The organism is Ruegeria sp. BA12, assembly GCF_056539625.1.
In genome coordinates this window covers 84,296-105,430 of sequence record NZ_JBQFVF010000005.1, presented here as the reverse complement: position 1 = coordinate 105,430, position 21,135 = coordinate 84,296, and the positions used below count along the sequence as shown (strand labels likewise).

Below are 21,135 nucleotides of genomic sequence, written 5' to 3'. Positions count from 1 at the left end.
GCTACATCAAAACGATCACGATGACCGAGCCCCACAGGGCCAGCAAGACGTTGCCCACGGCATAGCCAAGACCATAGCCCAGGGTTGGAACCTGGCTCTGCGCCGCTTCCTGCACGGCAGCCAGACCGGGGGCCGAGGTCCCTGCCCCGCAGCAGGTGCCCGCCAGAACGCCCTCGTTTATGCCAAAGACCTTGCACCCAACAATGACCGCCGACCCATGGGCCAACAACACGATGGCCACCGACCCGAAGATCAAAGATGGCCCGCTTTCGATCACCCCGGTCACAAAGCTCGGCCCCGAGGTGATGCCCACGCAGGCCACAAACACGCACAAACCAAGCGAGTCGAAAATCCACAGCGTTGCCTCAGGCACAAAGCCGAATGTGCGGTGGACCGAGCGCAACCACCCCGCCACCAGACCGCCAAGCAGCACGCCGACCGACGTCCCAAGCCCCAGTTCTATCGCGCCGTACTTCAACGCGGGGATACCGATCAACCCGCCCATCAGGATGAAAAAGGCCACAAAAACCATATCGGTCTTGCTGGTTTCACGGTCCAGATAACCAAGGCGTGCAGCGGCATCCTCGATATGACTGCGAGTGCCCGAAACGGTCAGCACGTCACCCTTGTGCAGGGTCACGCCGCGAAAGATTGGCAAACGCTCGCCGCTGCGCATGATGCCGCGCAGGTAGATGGTGCGCGCTTCGGGACGGGCGGACAGTTCAGCCAGGGTCTTGTTGACCACCTCGTTGTTGGTCACAACGATGTCGTTGGTTTGAACCGGCAAGTCCAGAAGTTCAGGATCTTCAACCTCTTCCCCCAATAAGGCGGTGTGTTCGATCAGATAGGATCGCACGCCGGCGATGGCGGCTATGTCACCCTCTTGCAGCACCATATCGCGTGTGGTGGGCAGGATCTTATTCCCCCGGCGGATACGATCGAAAAACGCGCGGACATGTTCGGGCACGCGGGCCTCAAGCTCGGAAATCCTGTGGCCGACGAATTCGGGATTGATACGATAAGCGCGGGCTTCGAAATCGCGGTGTTCGGACACCATCGGGGCGTCGTTGCTGTTCAACCCGGCCTCGTATTCTGCGCAGGCCTCTTTCAGCGACCTGCCATAGAGCCTGGGCGCCAGCTGCGTGTGGAAAATGATGGTCGCAATGACCCCGACGAAGTAAGCCACAGCAAAACCGGTGGCAATCTCACCGTCGAAAATGGCTTGCGCGGTCTCGTCGGCGCCAGCTTTGGCAAAGGCGTCAATGGCAACACCCAAGGTCGCGCTTTCCGTGACACCGCCCGCTAAAAGCCCCGCAGCAATTCCAACGGACAGCCCCATAAGCGGAGCTAACAGCACCGCGACCAACAGCGCCACAACACAAAGCAACACTGTGATGGCAATCTGCGGCAACGCACTAAAGTTCAAAGACCGAAAAAATTGTGGCCCGGTTCGGTACCCAATGGAGAACAGAAACAGTAAAAAGAACGCCTGTTTCAGGTCATCTGAAACGACCACACCGGTCTGGCCGACCAGAACACCGGCCAGAAGACAGCCCGCCACCGATCCAACGGTAAACGAGCCGATGGTGATCTTGCCTAGCGCATAGCCAAGGGCAAGGCTGCAGAACAAGGCCAGCGCAGGATGAGGGCCCAGGATCGACCCGATCAACTCCATGATAAGCTCCCCTTCCCTGCGGCTCTGCCTCAGCCGTGTAGCGGCAATCCTTTCGAGGCCCGATAGGCCTGTACATAGCCCACAGCCACCGCCCGCACGGCACGCCCAATTTGGCGATAGGCGCTATCGTCCAGATTGGCGAAAGAAACACGTGCCGACCAGTTCGGTGCATCAAAGCCCGATCCGTTCAACAGCACGATCCCATGGTCCTGCGCCAGCTTGAACGAGATATCCAGCGGGTGGACGTTTTCCTTGATCCACACCACCACCTCTTCGCCAACATATTTTCGCAGCCAGAATTCGAAATCAATGATGCCGTAATATTTGTCGAACAATGGGTTGTCGGGCACGTCGATACCCATCCCCTCGACCAGTTCATCGAAACGGTGTTTCAGGATACCCCAGCAGAACTTCTGATATCCCTTATCTTCGTCCATCAACTCGACCAGCGAAAACAGCGTCATCATCACCTGCTGCGGCAGGGACAGGCCTGCCGTGTGGTTCAGTGCAACATCGCGGCTGTCGGCGACGATCCGGTCGATGAACTTGAACGACGACGGATCGGGGGTCAGCGTCTCGTATCGCGCATTGACGACGGTCTTGGTTTCCTCCGGAGCCTCGGCAATCATCTTGTCGAAGATGTTGTTTTCGGCCACCAGAATGGCCCCCAGACGCCACCCCGTGCAGCCAAAATATTTAGAGTAAGAATAAACCCCGATGGTGTTCTCGGGCAGATGACCCATAACGGACTGAAAGTTTGGAACGAAGGTGCCATAGACGTCATCAGTCAGGATGATCAGGTCAGGCCGCCGGGTTTTGACGAATTCGACCAGTCGAGCCATGACCTCGGGGCTGATGGCGACCGAGGACGGGTTGCCCGGGTTGACCAGGAACAACGCTTTTACTTTTGGGTCGGACAATTGCTCAAGATCGTCATCGGTCAGCTGGAAATGGTCCTCTTCTTCCGAGGACACGTCCACCACATTCAGCCCGTAATCTTCAAGCACCGGCATTTCCAGGTAGGGCGTGAAAATCGGCGTGCCCAGCGCAATGGTATCGCCCGCACTCAGCAACCGTTGGTTTTTGAGCGCCTTGAAAATATAACACATCGCGGCAGTGCCGCCTTCGACCGCGTAAATGTCAAACTTGGCATCGGGCCGGTGCCCCGCGCACATCGCCCACATCACGTATTCATGGACGATGGCTTCGTTATGCGCCATGCACCGGTCCGGCATTGGATAATGATCACCGACGATGCCATCGGTGAGTTCCAGCACGAAATCGTCTGGGGTAAAACCGAATTTCTCAATCGCGAAATCCACCACAGCGGCCAGAGTATCTGCGCCCGGAGGGCCGTTCTTCGCGATCGAGTCCGCGCAATAGGCGTTGAGCCGATCATAGCAGCCCGGCCCCTGCGGCATCCCTGCCAGACCGACCAGCGCTTCGTTGCGATGGCGCTGTGCTTCGGTCATGGCGAACTGACCCAGCAGGAAAAACGCCTCGCGCGCTTTGGAGGCGATCCAGTTTGGATTGCCACGCCCTGCGTTCAGATAAGGCAGCGCCATCTGGCGTGACTCTTTCTGCGCCAGCTTGATCAGTTCATCTTTGATTTGAAAAGGACTTAGGTTTTCGAACTTATGCAGGTCCAGTGTTTCTGACATGGCATCAAACCCTTGCGTTAAAACAATCGGAAAAATTCTATCGGATCGTACGCAAGGATTCGCATGTGTGTAAACTGTGTAGTCAGTCGCTGACGTTGGGATAACTGCGCAGCGGTCAGTTGATCCGGGCCGACGCTGCCAGCGCACCGGCCAGCGCATTTTGAATCTCGCCAGGGAATTCCCGCCCCTTTTCATGCAGCCCTGCGGCAACCCATCCGACAGTATGCCCCCGACTGCCAATGTCATTCGCCCGAACTATCGTCGGCGACGTGTGCTCGACGCTGACCAAAGCCATCGACCGTTCAATCTCACTATCGGTCAGCACCATTTTGACGGCACTGAAAATATCCATCGAAACCTGCAAGGTCTGATGCTCAAGCCGATGCGCGGCGCCCGTCAACATACGGGTGCAAAAGGCTGACAGGAAATACCAGCGAAAAATGGAAAAGACACGGTCCTGCAACTCACCATGTACTGCGGCGCCATCTTTGGCTGCGCAGGCGACCTGTTCAAACGCGGCCTCGGCAGCTTTGGATGCCCGGAATATCTCGCGCTCGCGCTTTGCGATCGAGATAACACGCGGCGCAATCTCAGTTGCGGCTTCGTGGGATTCCAAATTCATAGATGTCCTCCAGCATTAAAGTCTAATGAGGACATGGAAATTCTAAAGGAAATCCGAATGCGATTTAACGCCATTTTTTGCAGAAAACATCCCTTTGTTGGCGAATTAAAAATGTCACGACCAGCTATTTAACACAAACATAACTGGCGGAAAGGATGTAATTTCCTGCAGGTATGTTGAAAACATGCACATTAAGATTGGGGCAAATTGCTCGGTTTCGACCGAAAGATACATAGAACTGACACGATCTTGTAATAGTTATGCCCATTTCCGCATCTATGAATACCTAATCCTGCTGATCAGTTTACGAGTTTGAATTTAACGAGGGGGTACGAGCGGGACCAGGGGGTGAGCGCCTGACCAACCGGACTCGCCTATAGGCAGAGCAGCTCCCCCCGCCGCTTACGGCCACATTTCACCGCGCCTATCCAGCAAATTGACCGGCACACAATACTGCTACGCACGTGGTTCTGGCCTTCATCGACAAAAAGCCCAATACTCGGATGAAGAGAGCTCATCTGAAATCAGGCAATACTTCCCAAATCGTTATGTCCAGACGCCACTATAACCTACCGCCCCTGACCACCTTGTCCGCCTTCGAGGCCGCCGCGCGGCATCTGAGCTTTAAGAATGCAGCCGAGGAACTGTCGGTCACGCCGGGCGCGGTCAGCCACCAGATCAAAGCGTTGGAGGGCGATCTGGAAACCACGCTGTTCCAGCGCAAGCATCGCGGCGTCGATCTGACCGAAGACGGCAACGCGCTTTACGAGGCGCTGTCGTCGTCATTCGGGCGTATCTCGAAAGTTCTGGCAACGATCCGTGACCGCAAATCTGGCGGCAAAGTCACGGTCGGATCGACCACGGCAGTGGCGGCGTTGTGGTTGTCACCCGCCGTGATCCGATTTTGGCGCGAAATGCCGGACGTCAACGTGGACCAGCTGTCGCAGGATCGCCCTTTTCGGGACCGACCGGATGTGGACTTCTTTATTCGCTACGGGCGCGACCCCGACCCGAACTTGACGCATACCCCCCTGTTCCGCGATCACCTGATCCCCGTCGCCAGCCCCGAGGTCGCGGACCGATTGGCTGGTGCTGACCTCGACGCGCTGGCAGCCGAACGCTTGATCCACATGGCCTCGGAAGACCGCACTTGGACCACCTGGCCGGAATGGTTCAAACAACTGGGATATGTGGGCACGATCCAGATTGACTCCAGGGTGAACAGCTATTCGGTTGCCCTGCAACTGGCGCGCAAGGGGGCTGGGCTGACGCTGGGTTGGCAACGGCTGATCCAGCCGATGCTGCAATCGGGAAAGCTGGTCGCCATTGGCCCGCACTATCTGACTGCGCCCAACCAATTCTACATTGTTGGCCGCCCGGACGAAGACCTCTCGGACAGCGCCCGCGCCTTAAAATCATGGATCATTCAAGAGGTTCAGGACGGTTCAGTTTAGATCAGATCACCCAGTGGTGAGGTTTTCTGATATTGAGAAAGGGTCACACCATCCGCCAATACGGAAAAGAACGCATCTAGCAACCCACAGGAGAGCCCGATGAACAAGCACAGCGCGCTGTCATCCGTTCTGAACGATGTGACCATCGCAAATGGCCTGCCGAATGAACACTATATCGACCCGGTTGTTTTTGCCGAAGAAAAGCGTTCGGTCCTCTTTGCCAATTGGTCCGGGATCGGGTTTGGTCTGGATGTCCCCGAGGTAGGCGATGCAAAACCCGTCGACTTTCTGGGTATGCCACTACTGATCGTCCGTGATCGCGACGGAGAGATCGGGGTTTTCCAGAACACCTGCCGCCACCGCGGCATGATCCTTGTGGATACGCCCCGCAAGATCGAAGGCGCGATCCGCTGCCCCTATCACAGCTGGTGCTACAGCCTGAAAGGTGAGCTGCGCGCTACCCCGCATGTGGGCGGCCCCGGTCAGAACAAGCACGAAAACGTCGATCACAAGGATCTGGGGCTGGTGCGTGTCCGGTCGTATGTCTGGCGCGATGTGATCTTTGTGAACGTAGACGGCAACGCACCCGAGTTTCAGGATGCCCATGGTGCCCTGCTGGATCGGTGGAAGGAATTCGAACAACCCCTGCATGACGGCGGCGAGATGGCCTCGTTCAAGCTGGAGGTCAAAACCAATTGGAAACTGGCGGTCGAGAACTATTGCGAAAGCTATCACCTGCCTTGGGTGCATCCCGGCCTGAACAGCTATTCCCGGTTGGAAGATCACTATAACATCGAAGTCCGCGGGCATTACTCCGGTCAGGGCACGCTGGTCTACCGGCAGCTAAAGGATCAGGACGGCACCACCTTTCCCGATTTTGAAGACCTGAGTGACAAGTGGGATGAAGGCGCGGAATATGTAGCCTTATACCCGAACGTCCTGTTGGGGGTGCAGCGCGACCATGCCTTTGCAATCTTGCTTGAGCCGGTCGACCACGAAAACACCGTCGAACATATCCGGCTGTACTATGCCAAAAGCGTTGAGGACACGCCGCATCTGGACGGGCTTCGCACCACAAACGCACAACAGTGGCGGGCCATTTTCGAAGAAGATGTCTTTGTTGTCGAAGGTATGCAAAAGGGTCGCCATGGGGTGCTGTTCGATGGCGGACGGTTTTCACCCGCAATGGACGGGCCGACCCATAACTTCCATCACTGGGTCGCAACGCAGATCGAAAACGGACGGGCGGAGTAACCTCTCGGCCGGCCCCTTTTGGCAGGAGGTCCAATGGAAAAAGACGAATTGGATCGCCTGCTGTTAAAGGCCCATGAGCAGGACGATCATGCTGCCCTGATCCACTATTACACAATGGCTGCGGATGAGCGCGAGGCGGCACAGGACATTGATGCCGCGTGTTTTTACCTAACCCACGCCTTTGTCTTCGCGCTAGAATCCGGTGCGCCCGAGGCCGAGACACTTAATGCACGCCTTGTCGCGCATGGTCGGGCACATCGTCTCGAATTTTAAGATTGGTGTCACGTCAGGGCGAATGCGCACCAGGCTATCCAAACTCCATGTGACCCCACGGGAAGCTGTTCAGACGTCTTAGGTCCCCTATAGTCAAATGAAACCGTCACGGTTGCTTTGGGAGGGGCAGGTGCATGGCGCACAGTGCGGAAATGCTGATCATTGGTGCCGGGTTCTCGGGGCTGACCATGGCAATCGAGGCACGCAAACGTGGAATCAGCGATATCGCCATCCTTGAAAAAGCGGGCGATATCGGCGGTACATGGCGCGAAAACACCTATCCCGGCGTGGCATGCGATATTCCCTCGCATCTGTATTCGATGGCCACGCACCTGAACCCGGACTGGAGCCGCGCCTATGCCGGTGGGGCCGAGATTCAGGCGTATCTGCAAAAGATCTGCTGGGATGAGGGCCTGTACGATCTGTGCCATTTCCACCAGCAACTGAAATCCGCGCGCTGGGACGGCGACCAATGGCAGGTGGAAACCGAGGGCGGGCAGCACTGGACGGCGCGCTTTTTGGTCTCGGCCATAGGAGCACTGCATCTACCGGATGTGCCCGACATACCCGGTGCTGACAGCTTTCCCGGGCCTAAGTTCCATTCTGCCGAATGGGATCACGACGTGGAACTTGTGGGTAAACGCATCGCGGTGGTCGGCACCGGTGCCTCAGCCGTTCAGTTTGTGCCTGAAATTGCGAAAACGGCAGCCCAAATCACCATCTTCCAACGGACCGCGCCCTACGTCCTGCCCCGCCCCGACGGGCCAATTGCACCGTGGGTTCGCAGCCTCTATAGGCGCATCCCCATCCTGCCCCGGATACGCCGCAAACTGATCTACTGGATTTTTGAGTATCGCCACCGTGTGTTTCGGGGTGAAGAGCGGATGGTCAACTTTGCCATGAAGATGTGGCGAAACGGGCTGGAGAAAGCGATAACTGACCCCGAACAACGCGAACGCCTGACCCCTGGCTACAGGATTGGATGCAAACGTATCCTCAGTTCGAATGACTGGTACACGGCCCTTGCGCGGGACAACGTGACAGTAATCCCGCACGGGGTGGCGACAATCGAGGGAGATCAGATCATCGCCGCAGATGGCAGCCGGACCCAGGCCGATGTATTGATCTGGGGCACAGGCTTTCATGTGACGGACGTGGTCGAGCGTCTGGACATCACCGGAACCGATGGCCTGACCCTGCGCCAAGCGTGGACCGATGGGATGCAGGCCAATCTGGGCACTGCCATCGCAGGTTTTCCGAACTTCTTTATTCTGTTGGGGCCACATACCGGATTGGGCCATAACTCGGTCGTGCTGATGATCGAAGCACAGGTCCGCCATATAGGCCGGGTGCTGGATCAGATGCAGCGCAACGGCTTACAGGCCATCACACCTGACGCCGCGAAACAAGAAGCCTTTACGCAGGAAATGCAGGACCGCCACTCAGACAGCGTCTGGCAAGCGGGCGGCTGCACCTCGTGGTATCAGGATGCCCAAGGCCGCAACACGACGCTTTGGCCCGGCACCGTATCCGAGTATGAAAAGCGCATGGCCCGATCCGGGCTGGAACAATATCACCCTGCCCCTCCCCCAGCCGGAGATCGTTGACATGACCACTCTTCTAACCATCGCCCTGCTGATCGTCGCATTTTTTGTCGGCATGAAACTGTGGACCCGCAAACTGACTCGCCAAGGCCAAATCCGAGTTCCGCAGCTTGGGGTCATCGCGCCCGTGAACGGCGGCAGCATCCATTATGTGGAAAAGGGCGATCCGTCGAAGCAGACCCTTGTCATGATCCACGGGCTGGCTGGGCAGTTGCAGCATTTCACCTATGCCTTAGTCGACATGCTGGCCGATGACTATCACGTCATCGCAGTGGACCGGCCCGGCTGTGGCTATTCGACCCGCGACAGTGCCGATCTGGGCCGTCTGCCCGAACAGGCGCGCATGATACAAGAGTTTCTGGACAGCAAGGACGTCACCGACGCTGTCCTTGTAGGCCATTCCTTGGGCGGCGCGGTGTCGTTGGCGATGGCGCTGGACCACCCAGAAAAGATCAAGGCCCTGGCTCTGCTAGCCCCTCTGACGCAAGTTTTGCCGTCGACACCCCAGGTTTTCAAACCACTGGAAATCCGCACGGAATGGCTACGCAGCCTGATCGGCAACACAATCGCTGTACCCGTGGCCGCCAAAACTGCACCACACACTCTGGACGTCGTTTTCGCCCCCGACCCTGCGCCTGCGGACTTTCTGGATCGTGCTGGCGGTGCGCTTGGACTGCGCCCGTCGGCCTTCATCACCGGATCGCAGGACGTCGTGGGGATTGATGACAGCATGGCGGCGCAGGTCGCCCGCTATGAGGAGTTAGCCGTACCCGGCGGCATTCTATACGGCACACAGGACGCTATACTTGCAGCCCACGCGCACGGCGATCCAATGATCCAGTTCGGCCTGTCAAACGAGTGGATCGACGGGGCAGGTCATATGATCCTGATCACGGCACCGGACACATGCGCCGCATTCATCCGCCAGATCGCAGAAACCAAGTATTTCGAAACCAAGGCGGCGCCCGAGACGGTTTGAACGGCGTAGAAAAGAATCCGGCTTTGACCGTGTTTTCCCTCTTGACCCGCCACAGCCCCTCGCTTAAATCGCCACTCACTCATGGCGGAGTAGCTCAGTTGGTTAGAGCAGCGGAATCATAATCCGCGTGTCGGGGGTTCAAGTCCCTCCTCCGCTACCAAAATCCCCTTGAAGATAAAGACATTACGTCCTGTGGCCAAAATCCTCCCTGCAGGTTATCCACCGGGACTGCAATGGGACAGCAACCCGGCGGAAGGGATTCTAACGCGGACCTAACTGATTGTCCTATCTATAAGATCGAATCCTCGGTCAGTCAGCATGCAGAACAAGCATTGGCCACCGCTGGCGTCAGCCCATGCGTCGCCAATCTGGCGCTTGGCTTCTTCCGAGTCGAAAAGATGCGCGCCCTTGTATTCGACAACCAAGATTCGCCCATCGTCGAGCATCGCTACAAAATCCGGATAGAACTTTCCGTGTGGTAGCTGGAGCCAGAAAGAGGTTTTCTTGTTCTCGATATTCCGAATCCAGTATTTCACCGTATCCAACCGGTCCAGATAGACGGCGCACTCGAACTCCTCGCCTTCGGCTTTCAAGTCGCCAATCAACGGGGTGTACCGGCAGTCGATGTGGGTACGCCCCCGGGAACCGCATTGATCCTCAGGGAGTCGCTGAGAGACTCTCACAGCAGCCGTAGACCATTCCGTAGACCATATGGTGCCTGTTGACAGCGACACAGCCCGTCGCATACCCCTTGTTTTGCTGGAGAGACCGGCTGAAGAAGTGCCTGTAACGGGAGCAGAACTTCCGCCCCCGGGCACCACTTTCTCAGGTAAACCCTTGGTTTCACTCCAGCTTTTAACAGCAGGTTGGAGCCGTAGACCATGTCGGCTCAGGTTACCTGTTTCATCCACTTTCTGAGAACCTCAAGCGGGTAACCTGTCCCGTAGGAATGGCCTACACCATCTGTGCGCCAGCCTCCGATCTGATCGACCACGTCTGCCGGACACTCTACGGCTCTTAGACGATCCCGCATTGAGTGCCTGAAACCGTGCATGGTGTATCCCGCTGGGACAAGTTCCCTCATCCACTTGTTCAAGGCGGCACTAGCCGCATTGGCATTTGTAGTATCGGACCTGTTGTATCTTGGGAATGCGAACTGAGACGAGCCAGCTTCTTTGAGTATGCGCTGCGCTGCCCATCTAGCGTGTCCTTCAAGTGGTACATCACGCTCACTGTCCTGCGTCTTCAAACGACGCCAAGGATGATAGCGAACGCGGACTGAGAGAGAACCATCGTCCGCACACATGAAGTCCTCTTTCACCAGCCCAGCAGCCTCAGCAAGCCGCATGCCTGTGTCTGAAACCAAGGCCACCAACCAACGCAAGTCATCATCAAGTTCCCTGCATTTCGCCTGAACGGTCACTATCGCTTCTCTAGGCAATGGGTTGCGGCCAGAGACCCCAGCGGAGCGGTCGTAGTAAACTCCAGAGAAAGGGTTGTGCAGCGAAAGCCCCTGCTCACTCGCTGCGAAGTTGGTAACGGCTCTGACTGTACCGAAAATCCTTGTGAGGCTGCTACCGGCGAGACCACGCGCGATGAGTGCGTCGCGGAACTTGTTCGCGTCCGCCTTGGAATAAACTTCGAGGTGTTTGTCGCCACAGGCATCAATCACGTAGCCACACGCTCTCTGAGCGCCCCGGTGAAACGTCAAGGGGCGTCCTTGGCCCTTCTGTGTACGATAAATCTCGACTGCCTCAGACAACAGTACAGAGGCAGCAGAAGTTTCGTTCAGAACAACTGGTGTTACGGCGGAGTTGTCTGCGCCAAGACGCAACATGTGCTTTCCAGGCAGTTCTGTATCCTGCGACCTCAGATGAAACCAATACTCATCCAGTTGATCAGCCGCTCTTCTTGCTCTCGCCGCCGCTACGTTTGCCGAGTGAGTACGCAAAGAAAATGCGATCCGAGAAGACGAGTAGTAGCGGCAAAGCTCCTTGGGGATGCGGCGACTGAAGTAAAAAACACCCTCCTTCACGAAGGTGTACTTGGGTGAAATGGTCTCTGACATGGTCTACGGCTCCAACCTGCTGTTAAAAGCTGGAGTGAAACCAAGGGTTTACCTGAGAAAGTGGTGCCCGGGGGCGGAATCGAACCACCGACACGAGGATTTTCAATCCACTGCTCTACCCCTGAGCTACCCGGGCACGGGAACGATGTTCATCGTTGGGTGGAGGCCTTCTATGACTTGCCACAGGCAGTGTCCAGAGGCTTTTTCAGATTTTTTCAGTGTGGACGCGATTGCTCGGTTTGACCTTCGGATCCATCCGTGTCCAAGTCCTCTTCCCGCTGCGACGGAACCGCATATGAGCCGTTCAACCACTTGGCCAGATCGAGGTCGGCACAGCGTTTTGAACAGAAGGGGCGGAACTTGGTTACCGTGTCTTCACCACAGATCGGGCAACTCATTTCAACACCTCCGTCAGTGGAATACGGCCGCGTTTGCGTTGCAGTTCGTAATGGCCCAATGGTGTCCAACCCGCCAGGGTGGTTTCAATTCCATCTGCCTTGAACGCGGCGCGTAGGGCTGATTCAAAACCGCGCCGATCTTTCTTGGGCATTGGGGCAAGGTCCAAGGTGATTTGCCCGCCCAGACCCCGCACGCGCAACGCACGTGCCAACACCTTGGCGCAGGCGAAGTTTGCCTTGGTTCCGGCGGCCATTGAGGTGTCGGATCCGGTGTTTACATCCACTGCGACCAGGGCGCGTGTGGGCTGAATATACAAGTGCCCGCCGCCGGGAAGCGGCTCGGAAATACCGCGCACCTCGTCCAACGCATCTAACACGCCCTGTGTTTCAAAGCTTCCGTCCTGCGTCACCACTTCGGCCGGGTCGGTCCAGTCGCGCCAGGCCAGAACGTGAGGGCCATCGCCCTCCAACAACAGCTCGGGTTCGGTTCCCGGATCATTCAAAACCTGATCGGCATGGGCCAGCATGGCGTTGATGTCCTCGGCGATCTCGCCCGCATCTTCACCCAGACAACAAGAGCGCAGAATCAGGCCATAAGTGCTGCCGTCCATGCAGTCATGCGCAATCTCAAGCAGACGGTCGCGCTCGTCCTCGTCACGGATTGAGCGTGAAATATTCAGACCTGGCGCTTCGGGTGTGACAATCGCATAGCGGCTTTTGAACAGGATGCGATCTGTGACCGGCAGCGCCTTGCCCGGCTCTGCATAGCCAGTGATCTGCACCAGCATCAGGGTGCTCGGGGCCAATCCCTTCACCTGCCGCAAGAAGGCCGGACCGTCGGGAGTTGTCAGGAACATGCCACCCTGCCCTTTGACGGGGCGGTCGGCACGGGCGCGATAGATCGTGCCCGGTGCGGGGGCACCCCCTGCGATCAGGAAATCATCCAGCTTGCCATCCACCATTAAGGCGGCAGCTTCGCGGTTGTCGATATGATCCAAAACGATGGTGCGGCCCTTCATGACACCTCACGATACAAGGGATAGCCGATACCCTGCAAAAGGGCGGCAGTTTCAGACAGGGGTAGCCCTACGATGCCGGTGAACGAACCTGAAATCCAGGGAATGAACGCCCCGGCCGGACCTTGAATGGCGTAAGCACCTGCTTTGCCCTGCCAATCTCCGGTGGCCAGATATGCGTTGATCTCAACGTCCGACAGGCGCTTGACCTTGACCTGCGAGACCACATCACGTTGCAACACCCGATCCCCACGCCGCACAGCGACCGAAGTGATCACGCGATGCCGCCGACCGGACAGCGCATGTAGGAATTCGGCCGCCTGCCCCGCATCTTCGGGCTTGCCCAGAATGCGACGGCCAAGCGCGACGGTCGTATCCGCACACAGGGTGACATCATCGCTATCCGCCTGAATAGCCTGCACTTTTGCCCGTGTAATACGATTACAGTAAGGCACTGGCAATTCGCCTTTCAAAGGCGTTTCGTCAATGTCGGGGGCGCGAATTGCATCGGGCTGCACGCCAAGCTGGGCCAGCAGGTCCAGCCGCCGTGGGCTGCCCGATCCTAAGATAAACGCCATTGCGGCAGGCGTTACTTGAAGCGGTAGTTGATCCGACCCTTGGTCAGATCATAGGGGGTCATCTCGACCTGAACCTTGTCGCCGGCCAGAACACGGATGCGGTTCTTACGCATCTTGCCTGCCGTATGTGCGATGATCTCATGGCCGTTTTCCAGCTCGACCCGAAACGTCGCATTAGGCAGGAGTTCCTTCACGACACCGGGAAATTCGAGCGTATCTTCCTTGGCCATGTTGTCTCCATCATTACGTTGCACCCGCAGAATCTACGGGGATGTGCGCTTAAATGAGCCCATTTTGGGCTTATTTCAAGGCCAGAATCACCTAAAGGCGCGATAATGTGACGGAATCGACTCGCGGCGACTGCTCCTCCCAATGAGTGCGGTTCAGAACATGCCCATCGGTGCGAACTTCGGCAATTGCTGAAAGGTCGATATCCGAATAGGTCCAACCCGGCTGGTTCAAAGCGCCTTCGGCCAACACACCAGTCGCAGGAAACCCCTTGTCGGGTGGGCCGAAAATGCCGCCGGTGCCGGTATTCTTGTCCACCGCCTCGGACCAGTCATTGTCCCCGACCAGAGACGACATCACCGTAACGCATTGATTTTCCAGCGCCCGTGACATCGCGCCGATCCGAACCCGCCAATAGCCTGCCAAAGCCTCGGTACATGAGGGGACCAGGATCAGATCGGCCTCGCTCAGCGCATGGCCCAACAGGGGAAATTCGCTGTCATAGCAGATCAACACGCCGATCTTGCCCAACGCGGTATCGAATAGTTTCAGCGGTCCGCCCGGCGCGATATCCCAGTCTTCGCGCTCAAAGCGGGTCATGATCTGTTTGTCTTGATGATCCTGCCCACCATCGGGCGCATAGAGTGCTGCACGGTTTACCGGTCGGCCCGGCCCATCCACAATCGGGGCCGACGCGCCCAGAATGTAGGTCTTGTATTCCTGCGCAAGACGCTGATGCAGGACCTGCGCCGCCTCCATCCGATCAGACACTGCCCGGATCGAACGCTCGAGATCGCCCGCGACGTCGACCCCATCCAATGTCGACAACTCCATCGCACCGTATTCAGGAAAGACCAGCAACTCAGCCCCCTGTCCGGCGGCGTCTGAGACCCAGCGGCCTAGCTTGTCCTCATACTGCGCCCAACTGTCGAGCCAATCGAGGTTATAGGCAGCGGTTGCGACTTTCATTTTTTGAAACCCAGTTCTTTTGGTCACGCGACAGTAGATTGCAAATGGATAGCCTGTACAGCTCAATTGAACCAAAAGTAAGCGCGCCAGCCCGCAAATTACCCAGTACAGAGTTGGTTTGGACGACCCAATAAACCTGCATTACTGTCCAGATTTGCATTAACCAATTTCGGCAACGTTACCAAGCTGTCAAATCGGACGCTGTCGGCAAAATTATAAAGCACCTTACCGGCGCGTAATCTGGCGGTGTTAGACTGTGTAACACTCAACCGATGCTTAGGGTTTTTCACAACGGGAGAAATTGACATGCCTCATTACATTAATCACTTCACTTGCTCGGCGGCGGCATGGCCAAAAGACCGCGAGGGGGAGATCGCTGCGTGGACCGATATGGTCGGCGATGCCAGCGAACTTGTGGAAGGGGAAGGCCCAGTCAAATTCACAGGTTGGATAAGCAATACTGAGGGCTATGTTCTCCTTGAGGCGGACTCCAAAGCCGAAGTAATTGGGATCTGTGCGCAATTCTGGCCGCTTTTTCACAATGACATCATGGAAATTGTGCCAACTGCAGAAGCAGGACCAGCAATTTTGGCTGGCGTAAAGCGAGGGTGGGAAAAGAAGACATAGCACTTCGTTCTGGCGACCATCAGTTTCCCCTGAAGATCGGAAAGGCCGGCCAATTTGCGGGATTGCTACATGCTAACGGGTCAGCACCGTCTGTTAGATATTCCGTATCCAGAACTGCAGCGGCTTCAGCGTCTCGCCTTTTTCCCCGATATCCTTCCACGAAAACTGCGCGATTGCTCCGGGCAGCGGCTCATATCCCCGCGCCAGCCAGAAGGCGTCCAGCGGCCGGTAGTTTTCGGGCCGCATCGGGTGATCCGCCGGGCGCTGTACGCCGCAAAAGGCGCATTTGCTGAAACCTAGTGCGCGGGCATGCTCCTCACGCAGATCGAAAAACTTATGGCCAACGCCCTGACCGCGATAGTCGGACAGCAATACAGATTCCGCGCAGTAGAAGATCTGCGACAGATCCAGCCCGGTGCCCTCAAACGCCGCCGCGAAATCGTCGGCGTGGTCAGTCAGCGGTGCCCCCGTTGACGCGCCAATCAGGCGATCGCTGTCAAAGGCGCCGACGACAATTGCTTTGTCGCTGTCACGATAGGATTGCAGATATTTCCGCTCATATGCCAGATCACCATCATAAAGGTAGGGCCACGCCCGAAACACTTCGATCCGCAAGCGCGCCACATCGTCCAGAGCGGCCTCTAGCGCCGCACCGGTCAGGGGGCGGACGGCGGTGACCTCAGCCACCGGACACCTGCTTGGTCCAGTCTGCAAGATTGTAGAAGGTGGTGACGCGGGTGATCTTGCCATCCCTAAGGTCAAAGAACGACCCCGCTGGCAGGCGGTAGGTCTGACCGTGGGCCTCGGGCAGGCCCTCGTCAGTTTCCAGATAGGTGCCGTTCACGATGAATTCGGCCGCTGCACGTGTGCCGCCCTTGGCCTCGAAAACAACGATATCAGTCAGGTTCTCGCGATAGCAGCGGTTCATGTGATCGCAAAAGGCCGTGAATTTCTCTTTCCCGACACGAATTTGACCTTCGTTCACGTGATGGGCCACATCCTCGGACAGGCAGGCCAACATGCCCTCTACATCGCCGGCGTTGAAGGCATCGAAATAGGTTTGGACGGTCTGGTTCATGGTCACTCCGTAGGTTCGCCCCAGCGATCTTTCAGATGCTTGATGATCTGATCGCGGGTCTGTCGGTAGTGATGTAGCTTTTGTTCGCGATTCTCGCCCAGTCCAGTAGGGTCCATTATTGGCCAATAATCGACATCCAGATGAAAAACCCGCGTCAATTCCAGCGCCTGACGCTGACTGGCGGGCGACAGAGCCACGACCAGGTCGAAGGAACTAAGATCGTCGCCCCATTCCTGCATCTCATCAAAGGACCGCGAGCGATGCCGGGACAGCTCGACGCCGATCTCGTGACAAACGGAAATGCAAAACCCGTCAATCTCAAGGTCGTTATGGACGCCAGCAGACTGTACATAGGTGCCGGTACCATAGAATTTCTTCATGATACCTTCGGCCATCGGAGACCGGACCGAGTTGTGGTCGCAACAAAATAGGACCGACTGCGGCAGAGGCTTCACGCGTCAGCCCCCAAAATGCAACACGCAAATCAGCGTGAACAGACGGCGGGCGGTGTCTGTGTCAATATCCGCCTTTCCTTCCAGCCGCTCCTGCAACACGCGGCTGCCTTCGTTGTGAATTCCGCGCCGGGCCATATCGATGGTTTCGATCTGGCTGGGTGGCAGGTTCTTGACCGCATTGAAATAGCTTTCGCAGATCTGAAAATAGTCTTTGACCACCTGCTTGAACGGGCCAAGCGAAAGGTGGAACTCGGCGGCTTTTTCCTCGGCCTCGGTGGCGATGTCAAAGACCAGACGTTTTTCACGGATCGACAGTTGCACGTGATACGGCCCGTCCGGCGCCGTGCGCCCATCCCGTTGAGGAAGGGTAAAACTGTTGTCTTCCAGCAGATCATAGATGGCGACCTTGCGCTCTTGCTCGATCTCGGGGGTCGGCGGCGGCAGGTTTCGATCATCCAGTTCGATATGTGAAATGCGGGTCATGTCGCGTGTGGTCCGTTCAGTTCAGCACAGACCTATAGCAATGGTTTTCATTGAGCAACGCACAGAAACGCCACGTGCCATAGGTCTTTGCATCAATTCAGCCCGTTGAGGCGGGCCGTCACCGACAGACCGTGCGCCTCAAGGCTTTCGGATTGCGCCAGTTGTTCCGCCGCAGGGCCAATAGCGCGCAGCGCGTCGGGCGTCATCTGGCTGAGCGTGGTACGTTTTAGAAAATCCATCACGCTGAGACCGGATGAGAACCTGGCCGAGCGCGCGGTGGGCAGCACGTGATTTGGGCCACCAACATAATCACCGATGGCCTCGGGCGTGTACTGGCCCAGGAAAATCGCACCCGCATGGATGGTTTTTTCACTCAGCCCGACCGGATCGGCGACGCACAGCTCCAGATGCTCGGGCGCAATGCGATTGGACAGGGCGGCGGCCTCATCCAAATCGCGCACGGTGATTATTGCCCCAAAGTCGCGCCAGCTGGCCCCTGCGATGGCGCGGCGTTGCAAGGTTTCAAGTCGCTTCTCAACCGCTTGCGCCACTGCCTGCCCAAAGTCGGCATCATCGGTGATCAGGATCGACTGGGCGCTTTCGTCATGTTCGGCCTGGCTAAGCAGATCCAACGCGATCCAATCGGGGTCATTGTCCTTGTCCGCGATCACGAGGATTTCAGATGGACCGGCAATCATGTCGATCCCGACCTTGCCGAACACTCGGCGCTTGGCCGCCGCGACAAAGGCATTGCCCGGGCCAGTGATCTTGTCCACTGGCGCGATGGATGCGGTGCCATAGGCCAGCGCTGCAATCGCCTGCGCGCCACCGATGCGATAGATTTCGTCGACTCCGGAAAGCCGCGCGGCCAACAGGACCAGTGGATTCACCTGCCCGTCTGGCGTTGGCACCGTAATAGCCAACCGCTGAACCCCCGCCACCTTGGCCGGAATTGCATTCATCAGAACTGACGAGGGGTACGAGGCCAACCCGCCCGGCACATAAAGCCCGGCTGCCGACACCGCCGACCAGCGCCAACCCAGTGTCGCCCCGGCTTCGTCGGTCCATTGATGATCCTCAGGCATCTGTTTTTCGTGATAGGCGCGGATGCGCTCGGCGGCCAGTTCCAGCGCAGCGCGGTCCGTATCCGAAACCTGCGCAACCGCAGTGTCGATTTCTTCTGCGGAAAAGGTCAAAGTAACGGGCGTCAGGTCAAGCCGATCAAACTTGGCGGTCAACTCTATCACAGCCGCGTCGCCCCGGCTGCGCACATCATCGATGATTTGCGCTACGGTGGCGTCTACGTCCGGGCTGTCCTCGCGCTTGGCCGACAACAGCGCTTGAAAGGCGGATTCGAACTCGGACGACGTGGTATCAAGGAAAACGGGCATGATCAGGCACTCCGGGGCGTTTGATGGGGACATATCGCCGGGATGAGTTGGCCTCAACCCTTAGTCCTTTGAGTGCAGCGATTTGCGCATCGCGAAACAGGACACGTCGCCACGCGCGCCACATTGCCCGGTGGCCTGCCAGCCGTGCCGCCGGTAAAAGTCCTGCGCGGTTTTTGTCGCCTCTAGTCTGGCATCGAATTGACCTGAGGCAATCAGGTCTTTCTCAAGCCGGTGCAGCAGGACGGTCCCGATGCCATGACCAGTGTGATCCGGGTCAATGTACAGCAGCGTGATTTCGTCGTCGCGCAAACCGCCCACGGCGGCAACCTGCCCTGCATGTTCGGCCAGCCATATGTGCGCACCCGCCACGATCCAACCCCGGATGGATGCAGGGTCCTTGTTTGCGGTCCAATGCGCGATGGCCTGTGGGTCGCCCCGATGATCCGCGACACAAAGCTGGGTGATCGATCGGATCAACACCCGACTCAGATCGAACACATCAAAAACGGTTGCGCGGCGCAGGGATACTCCAGCCGGAAATTGCGAGAATGCCTGTGAAATGCCGCGCTTGTTCTGCATCTATTCGGGGTGATGCGGCGCCTGACCCGAAGGGGCCTTGTACGGCCGCGTCACATCCTTGAGCGTGGCGTCCAGTGCTTCGACCTTCAGTCGGATGGCACCATCCCCTGCCAGCGTCAGCAAAACCTGACCCGCTCCGTCCTCGCCTGCCTCAAAATCAATCGACAGCAGGGACATCACCATCTCCTTATCCCTGCGGTCGATGCCCTGACTGGCCACCGACAGCACCGAATCGAACACCAGAACCGCCTGAACCCGCTCAAACGGACGATCACGGCGTGTCGCGGCATCCTTATCTTCCCACCGAAAACGGTTCAGCAGCAGGCCGAACCGGCGCTGCGAGGGCTGCCATGTTATCTCGGTTACAGGAAATACCGCATCCTGCGCCAGGGTCGAGATCACCTGCAGATCCTCTGCATCCTCGGCACCCAGATTCAGAGGGGCCTCGCGCCCGTCGTGGAAACTTGCGTCTGTCATTGGCCCTTGATCCGTTCTATTTTTGCACCCACGCCTTCCAGCTTGCGCACCACATGCTCATATCCGCGGTCCAGATGATAGACCCGGCTGACCGTGGTTTCGCCCTCAGCTGCCAGACCCGCCAGAATCAACGAGACTGAGGCCCGCAGATCCGTTGCCATCACCGGCGCACCTTTCAGCTGATCCACACCTGTAACAGTGGCCGTGCCGCCATGCACTTCGATATTCGCGCCCATGCGCACCAGTTCAGGGGCGTGCATAAAGCGATTCTCGAAGATGCGTTCTTCCAATACCGCGGTGCCTTCGGCCGTACACATCAACGCCATCATCTGCGCCTGCAGGTCGGTCGGAAACCCCGGAAAAGGCTCGGTCACCACATCCACCGAGGTCACGCGCCCGTTCTTGCGCGCCACTTTCAGACCCTTTTCGGTTTGCGTGACGCTGACACCCGCCGCGTCGAGCTTGGCAGCAAAGGAGTTAACCAGCGACATGCGACCGCCCAGCAACTCTACCTCACCACCGCAAATGGCCGGGGCCAGCATATAGGTGCCCAGCTCAATCCGATCGGTCACAACCTGGTGGGTTGCACCGTGCAAGCGATCAACGCCCTGAATCTCGATGGTCGAGGTCCCCTCGCCCGAGATTTGTGCGCCCATCTTGCGCAGGCACTCGACTAGATCGACGATCTCAGGCTCGCGCGCGGCGTTCTTCAGAACCGTGGTGCCTTTGGCCAATGTGGCCGCCATGACGATGTTTTCGGTCGCACCCACCGATGCAAAACGCATCTCGTGGACTGCGCCTTTCAACCCGCCGGATGCCTTGGCGTGCAGATAGCCGTCCTTCAGCTCGATCTCAGCGCCCAGCGCCTCAAGCCCCTCAACGTGCAGGTCCATGGGTCGCGCGCCAATCGCACAACCGCCAGGCAGCGAAACCACCGCCTGCCCCAACCGCGCCAGCATCGGACCCAACACCAAATTGGACGCACGCATCTTGCGCACGATTTCATAATCCGCAGTGTGGCTGGTCAGATCATGACTCGACATCGCGATCACCTGCCCGTCCTGCAGCGACGACACCTCAGCCCCCAAAGACTGCAGCAATTGTGTCATGGTCTTGATGTCGCTCAGCCGCGGCGCATTGGTCAGCGTCAGCGGTTCTTCGCTCAGCAAGGTTGCGGGCATCAGCGTCAAACACGCATTCTTGGCCCCCGCAATCGGTATCTGACCGTTCAGCGGCCCATTGCCCGTCACCAGAATCGAATCCATC

24 protein-coding genes and 2 tRNA genes are annotated in these 21,135 nt (G+C 57.7%); 7 read left to right on the top strand and 19 right to left on the bottom strand.

Translation table 11 applies throughout. From position 1 onward, the window contains the following. Nucleotide 1 precedes the first annotated feature (1 nt). The 3 genes from ACR0B0_RS11650 to ACR0B0_RS11640 all read right to left on the bottom strand — a co-directional run bounded on the left by ACR0B0_RS11650 (nt 2) and on the right by ACR0B0_RS11640 (nt 3,958). A complete protein-coding gene (locus ACR0B0_RS11650; RefSeq protein ID WP_170350233.1) occupies nt 2-1,675 on the bottom strand; it encodes an aspartate:alanine exchanger family transporter in 1,674 nt (557 codons plus the stop codon). A gap of 29 nt (nt 1,676-1,704) precedes the next feature. Next, entirely contained in the window at nt 1,705-3,336 is a 1,632-nt protein-coding gene (locus ACR0B0_RS11645; RefSeq protein ID WP_480647885.1) for a bifunctional aspartate transaminase/aspartate 4-decarboxylase, read from the bottom strand. A gap of 115 nt (nt 3,337-3,451) precedes the next feature. Continuing rightward, entirely contained in the window at nt 3,452-3,958 is a 507-nt protein-coding gene (locus ACR0B0_RS11640) for a hypothetical protein (RefSeq protein ID WP_170377314.1), read from the bottom strand. 548 nt (nt 3,959-4,506) lie between these two features. Here ACR0B0_RS11640 and ACR0B0_RS11635 point away from each other — a divergent pair. The 6 genes from ACR0B0_RS11635 to ACR0B0_RS11610 all read left to right on the top strand — a co-directional run bounded on the left by ACR0B0_RS11635 (nt 4,507) and on the right by ACR0B0_RS11610 (nt 9,682). Further along, a complete protein-coding gene (locus ACR0B0_RS11635; RefSeq protein ID WP_170350230.1) occupies nt 4,507-5,412 on the top strand; it encodes a LysR substrate-binding domain-containing protein in 906 nt (301 codons plus the stop codon). A gap of 99 nt (nt 5,413-5,511) precedes the next feature. Continuing rightward, on the top strand, nt 5,512-6,666 hold the full coding sequence (locus ACR0B0_RS11630; RefSeq protein WP_170350229.1) for an aromatic ring-hydroxylating oxygenase subunit alpha: 1,155 nt from the start codon (nt 5,512-5,514) through the stop codon (nt 6,664-6,666). A gap of 33 nt (nt 6,667-6,699) precedes the next feature. Continuing rightward, the gene (locus ACR0B0_RS11625; RefSeq protein WP_170359617.1) at nt 6,700-6,939 is read left to right on the top strand and encodes a hypothetical protein; all 240 of its coding nucleotides are present in this window, start codon (nt 6,700-6,702) and stop codon (nt 6,937-6,939) included. Nucleotides 6,940-7,073: 134 nt separating this feature from the next. Continuing rightward, nucleotides 7,074-8,546, top strand: a complete 1,473-nt coding sequence (locus ACR0B0_RS11620) for a flavin-containing monooxygenase (protein ID WP_480647882.1) — start codon at nt 7,074-7,076, stop codon at nt 8,544-8,546. A gap of 1 nt (nt 8,547) precedes the next feature. Next, nucleotides 8,548-9,522 (top strand): alpha/beta fold hydrolase, encoded by a 975-nt coding sequence (locus ACR0B0_RS11615; protein ID WP_170377306.1) that lies wholly within the window; start codon nt 8,548-8,550, stop codon nt 9,520-9,522. A gap of 83 nt (nt 9,523-9,605) precedes the next feature. Beyond that, nucleotides 9,606-9,682 (top strand) — tRNA-Met (locus tag ACR0B0_RS11610). A 112-nt stretch (nt 9,683-9,794) separates the two neighbouring features. On the opposite strand, the gene ACR0B0_RS11605 is transcribed toward ACR0B0_RS11610, so the two are convergent. The 8 genes from ACR0B0_RS11605 to ACR0B0_RS11570 all read right to left on the bottom strand — a co-directional run bounded on the left by ACR0B0_RS11605 (nt 9,795) and on the right by ACR0B0_RS11570 (nt 14,779). After that, nucleotides 9,795-10,115, bottom strand: coding sequence for a hypothetical protein (locus ACR0B0_RS11605; protein WP_480647880.1), 321 nt, complete (start codon nt 10,113-10,115; stop codon nt 9,795-9,797). A gap of 296 nt (nt 10,116-10,411) precedes the next feature. After that, the gene (locus tag ACR0B0_RS11600; protein WP_480647878.1) at nt 10,412-11,590 is read right to left on the bottom strand and encodes a DUF6538 domain-containing protein; all 1,179 of its coding nucleotides are present in this window, start codon (nt 11,588-11,590) and stop codon (nt 10,412-10,414) included. A gap of 61 nt (nt 11,591-11,651) precedes the next feature. Further along, nucleotides 11,652-11,726: transfer RNA gene (locus ACR0B0_RS11595), tRNA-Phe, on the bottom strand. A 79-nt stretch (nt 11,727-11,805) separates the two neighbouring features. Then, nucleotides 11,806-11,988: a DNA gyrase inhibitor YacG gene (locus ACR0B0_RS11590; RefSeq protein ID WP_170350225.1), complete on the bottom strand. Its 183-nt coding sequence runs from the start codon at nt 11,986-11,988 to the stop codon at nt 11,806-11,808. Beyond that, nucleotides 11,985-13,007 (bottom strand): ribonuclease E/G, encoded by a 1,023-nt coding sequence (locus ACR0B0_RS11585; protein ID WP_170350224.1) that lies wholly within the window; start codon nt 13,005-13,007, stop codon nt 11,985-11,987. The genes ACR0B0_RS11590 and ACR0B0_RS11585 overlap by 4 nt, the downstream gene beginning before the upstream one ends. Further along, on the bottom strand, nt 13,004-13,582 hold the full coding sequence (locus tag ACR0B0_RS11580; protein WP_170350223.1) for a Maf family protein: 579 nt from the start codon (nt 13,580-13,582) through the stop codon (nt 13,004-13,006). The genes ACR0B0_RS11585 and ACR0B0_RS11580 overlap by 4 nt, the downstream gene beginning before the upstream one ends. Before the next feature lie 11 nt (nt 13,583-13,593). Continuing rightward, on the bottom strand, nt 13,594-13,812 hold the full coding sequence (infA, locus tag ACR0B0_RS11575) for a translation initiation factor IF-1 (RefSeq protein ID WP_005978431.1): 219 nt from the start codon (nt 13,810-13,812) through the stop codon (nt 13,594-13,596). A 91-nt stretch (nt 13,813-13,903) separates the two neighbouring features. Continuing rightward, complete coding sequence (locus ACR0B0_RS11570; RefSeq protein WP_480647877.1) at nt 13,904-14,779, bottom strand: carbon-nitrogen hydrolase family protein; 876 nt, start codon at nt 14,777-14,779, stop codon at nt 13,904-13,906. A 306-nt stretch (nt 14,780-15,085) separates the two neighbouring features. On the opposite strand from ACR0B0_RS11570, the gene ACR0B0_RS11565 reads away from it, so the two are divergent. After that, nucleotides 15,086-15,406, top strand: a complete 321-nt coding sequence (locus tag ACR0B0_RS11565; RefSeq protein WP_480647875.1) for a hypothetical protein — start codon at nt 15,086-15,088, stop codon at nt 15,404-15,406. Nucleotides 15,407-15,499: 93 nt separating this feature from the next. On the opposite strand, the gene ACR0B0_RS11560 is transcribed toward ACR0B0_RS11565, so the two are convergent. From ACR0B0_RS11560 to murA, 8 genes are all read right to left on the bottom strand, one after another. After that, entirely contained in the window at nt 15,500-16,093 is a 594-nt protein-coding gene (locus ACR0B0_RS11560) for a GNAT family N-acetyltransferase (RefSeq protein WP_480647873.1), read from the bottom strand. Beyond that, nucleotides 16,086-16,484 (bottom strand): ketosteroid isomerase-related protein, encoded by a 399-nt coding sequence (locus ACR0B0_RS11555; protein ID WP_170377293.1) that lies wholly within the window; start codon nt 16,482-16,484, stop codon nt 16,086-16,088. Before ACR0B0_RS11555 ends, ACR0B0_RS11560 begins: the two co-directional genes overlap by 8 nt. A 2-nt stretch (nt 16,485-16,486) precedes the next feature. Further along, entirely contained in the window at nt 16,487-16,939 is a 453-nt protein-coding gene (locus tag ACR0B0_RS11550) for an arsenate-mycothiol transferase ArsC (RefSeq protein ID WP_170350218.1), read from the bottom strand. A 3-nt stretch (nt 16,940-16,942) separates the two neighbouring features. Next, nucleotides 16,943-17,422 (bottom strand): UPF0262 family protein, encoded by a 480-nt coding sequence (locus ACR0B0_RS11545; RefSeq protein WP_170350217.1) that lies wholly within the window; start codon nt 17,420-17,422, stop codon nt 16,943-16,945. A gap of 92 nt (nt 17,423-17,514) precedes the next feature. Then, on the bottom strand, nt 17,515-18,813 hold the full coding sequence (gene hisD / locus ACR0B0_RS11540) for a histidinol dehydrogenase (RefSeq protein WP_170350216.1): 1,299 nt from the start codon (nt 18,811-18,813) through the stop codon (nt 17,515-17,517). Nucleotides 18,814-18,873: 60 nt separating this feature from the next. Further along, on the bottom strand, nt 18,874-19,392 hold the full coding sequence (locus ACR0B0_RS11535; protein ID WP_170350215.1) for a GNAT family N-acetyltransferase: 519 nt from the start codon (nt 19,390-19,392) through the stop codon (nt 18,874-18,876). Continuing rightward, the gene (locus ACR0B0_RS11530; protein WP_170350214.1) at nt 19,393-19,869 is read right to left on the bottom strand and encodes a DUF2948 family protein; all 477 of its coding nucleotides are present in this window, start codon (nt 19,867-19,869) and stop codon (nt 19,393-19,395) included. Then, nucleotides 19,866-21,134, bottom strand: a complete 1,269-nt coding sequence (gene murA / locus ACR0B0_RS11525; protein ID WP_170350213.1) for a UDP-N-acetylglucosamine 1-carboxyvinyltransferase — start codon at nt 21,132-21,134, stop codon at nt 19,866-19,868. The genes ACR0B0_RS11530 and murA overlap by 4 nt, the downstream gene beginning before the upstream one ends. Nucleotide 21,135 lies beyond the last annotated feature (1 nt).

Bases quoted from the DNA above. Each gene is read 5' to 3' on its own strand.
- ACR0B0_RS11650 (WP_170350233.1), bottom strand. From the start codon at position 1,675: ATGGAGTTGATCGGGTCGATCCTGGGCCCTCATCCTGCGCTGGCCTTG.
- ACR0B0_RS11645 (WP_480647885.1), bottom strand. From the start codon at position 3,336: ATGTCAGAAACACTGGACCTGCATAAGTTCGAAAACCTAAGTCCTTTT.
- ACR0B0_RS11640 (WP_170377314.1), bottom strand. From the start codon at position 3,958: ATGAATTTGGAATCCCACGAAGCCGCAACTGAGATTGCGCCGCGTGTT.
- ACR0B0_RS11635 (WP_170350230.1), top strand. From the start codon at position 4,507: ATGTCCAGACGCCACTATAACCTACCGCCCCTGACCACCTTGTCCGCC.
- ACR0B0_RS11630 (WP_170350229.1), top strand. From the start codon at position 5,512: ATGAACAAGCACAGCGCGCTGTCATCCGTTCTGAACGATGTGACCATC.
- ACR0B0_RS11625 (WP_170359617.1), top strand. From the start codon at position 6,700: ATGGAAAAAGACGAATTGGATCGCCTGCTGTTAAAGGCCCATGAGCAG.
- ACR0B0_RS11620 (WP_480647882.1), top strand. From the start codon at position 7,074: ATGGCGCACAGTGCGGAAATGCTGATCATTGGTGCCGGGTTCTCGGGG.
- ACR0B0_RS11615 (WP_170377306.1), top strand. From the start codon at position 8,548: ATGACCACTCTTCTAACCATCGCCCTGCTGATCGTCGCATTTTTTGTC.
- ACR0B0_RS11600 (WP_480647878.1), bottom strand. From the start codon at position 11,590: ATGTCAGAGACCATTTCACCCAAGTACACCTTCGTGAAGGAGGGTGTT.
- ACR0B0_RS11590 (WP_170350225.1), bottom strand. From the start codon at position 11,988: ATGAGTTGCCCGATCTGTGGTGAAGACACGGTAACCAAGTTCCGCCCC.
- ACR0B0_RS11585 (WP_170350224.1), bottom strand. From the start codon at position 13,007: ATGAAGGGCCGCACCATCGTTTTGGATCATATCGACAACCGCGAAGCT.
- ACR0B0_RS11580 (WP_170350223.1), bottom strand. From the start codon at position 13,582: ATGGCGTTTATCTTAGGATCGGGCAGCCCACGGCGGCTGGACCTGCTG.
- infA (WP_005978431.1), bottom strand. From the start codon at position 13,812: ATGGCCAAGGAAGATACGCTCGAATTTCCCGGTGTCGTGAAGGAACTC.
- ACR0B0_RS11570 (WP_480647877.1), bottom strand. From the start codon at position 14,779: ATGAAAGTCGCAACCGCTGCCTATAACCTCGATTGGCTCGACAGTTGG.
- ACR0B0_RS11565 (WP_480647875.1), top strand. From the start codon at position 15,086: ATGCCTCATTACATTAATCACTTCACTTGCTCGGCGGCGGCATGGCCA.
- ACR0B0_RS11555 (WP_170377293.1), bottom strand. From the start codon at position 16,484: ATGAACCAGACCGTCCAAACCTATTTCGATGCCTTCAACGCCGGCGAT.
- ACR0B0_RS11545 (WP_170350217.1), bottom strand. From the start codon at position 17,422: ATGACCCGCATTTCACATATCGAACTGGATGATCGAAACCTGCCGCCG.
- hisD (WP_170350216.1), bottom strand. From the start codon at position 18,813: ATGCCCGTTTTCCTTGATACCACGTCGTCCGAGTTCGAATCCGCCTTT.
- ACR0B0_RS11535 (WP_170350215.1), bottom strand. From the start codon at position 19,392: ATGCAGAACAAGCGCGGCATTTCACAGGCATTCTCGCAATTTCCGGCT.
- ACR0B0_RS11530 (WP_170350214.1), bottom strand. From the start codon at position 19,869: ATGACAGACGCAAGTTTCCACGACGGGCGCGAGGCCCCTCTGAATCTG.
- murA (WP_170350213.1), bottom strand. From the start codon at position 21,134: ATGGATTCGATTCTGGTGACGGGCAATGGGCCGCTGAACGGTCAGATA.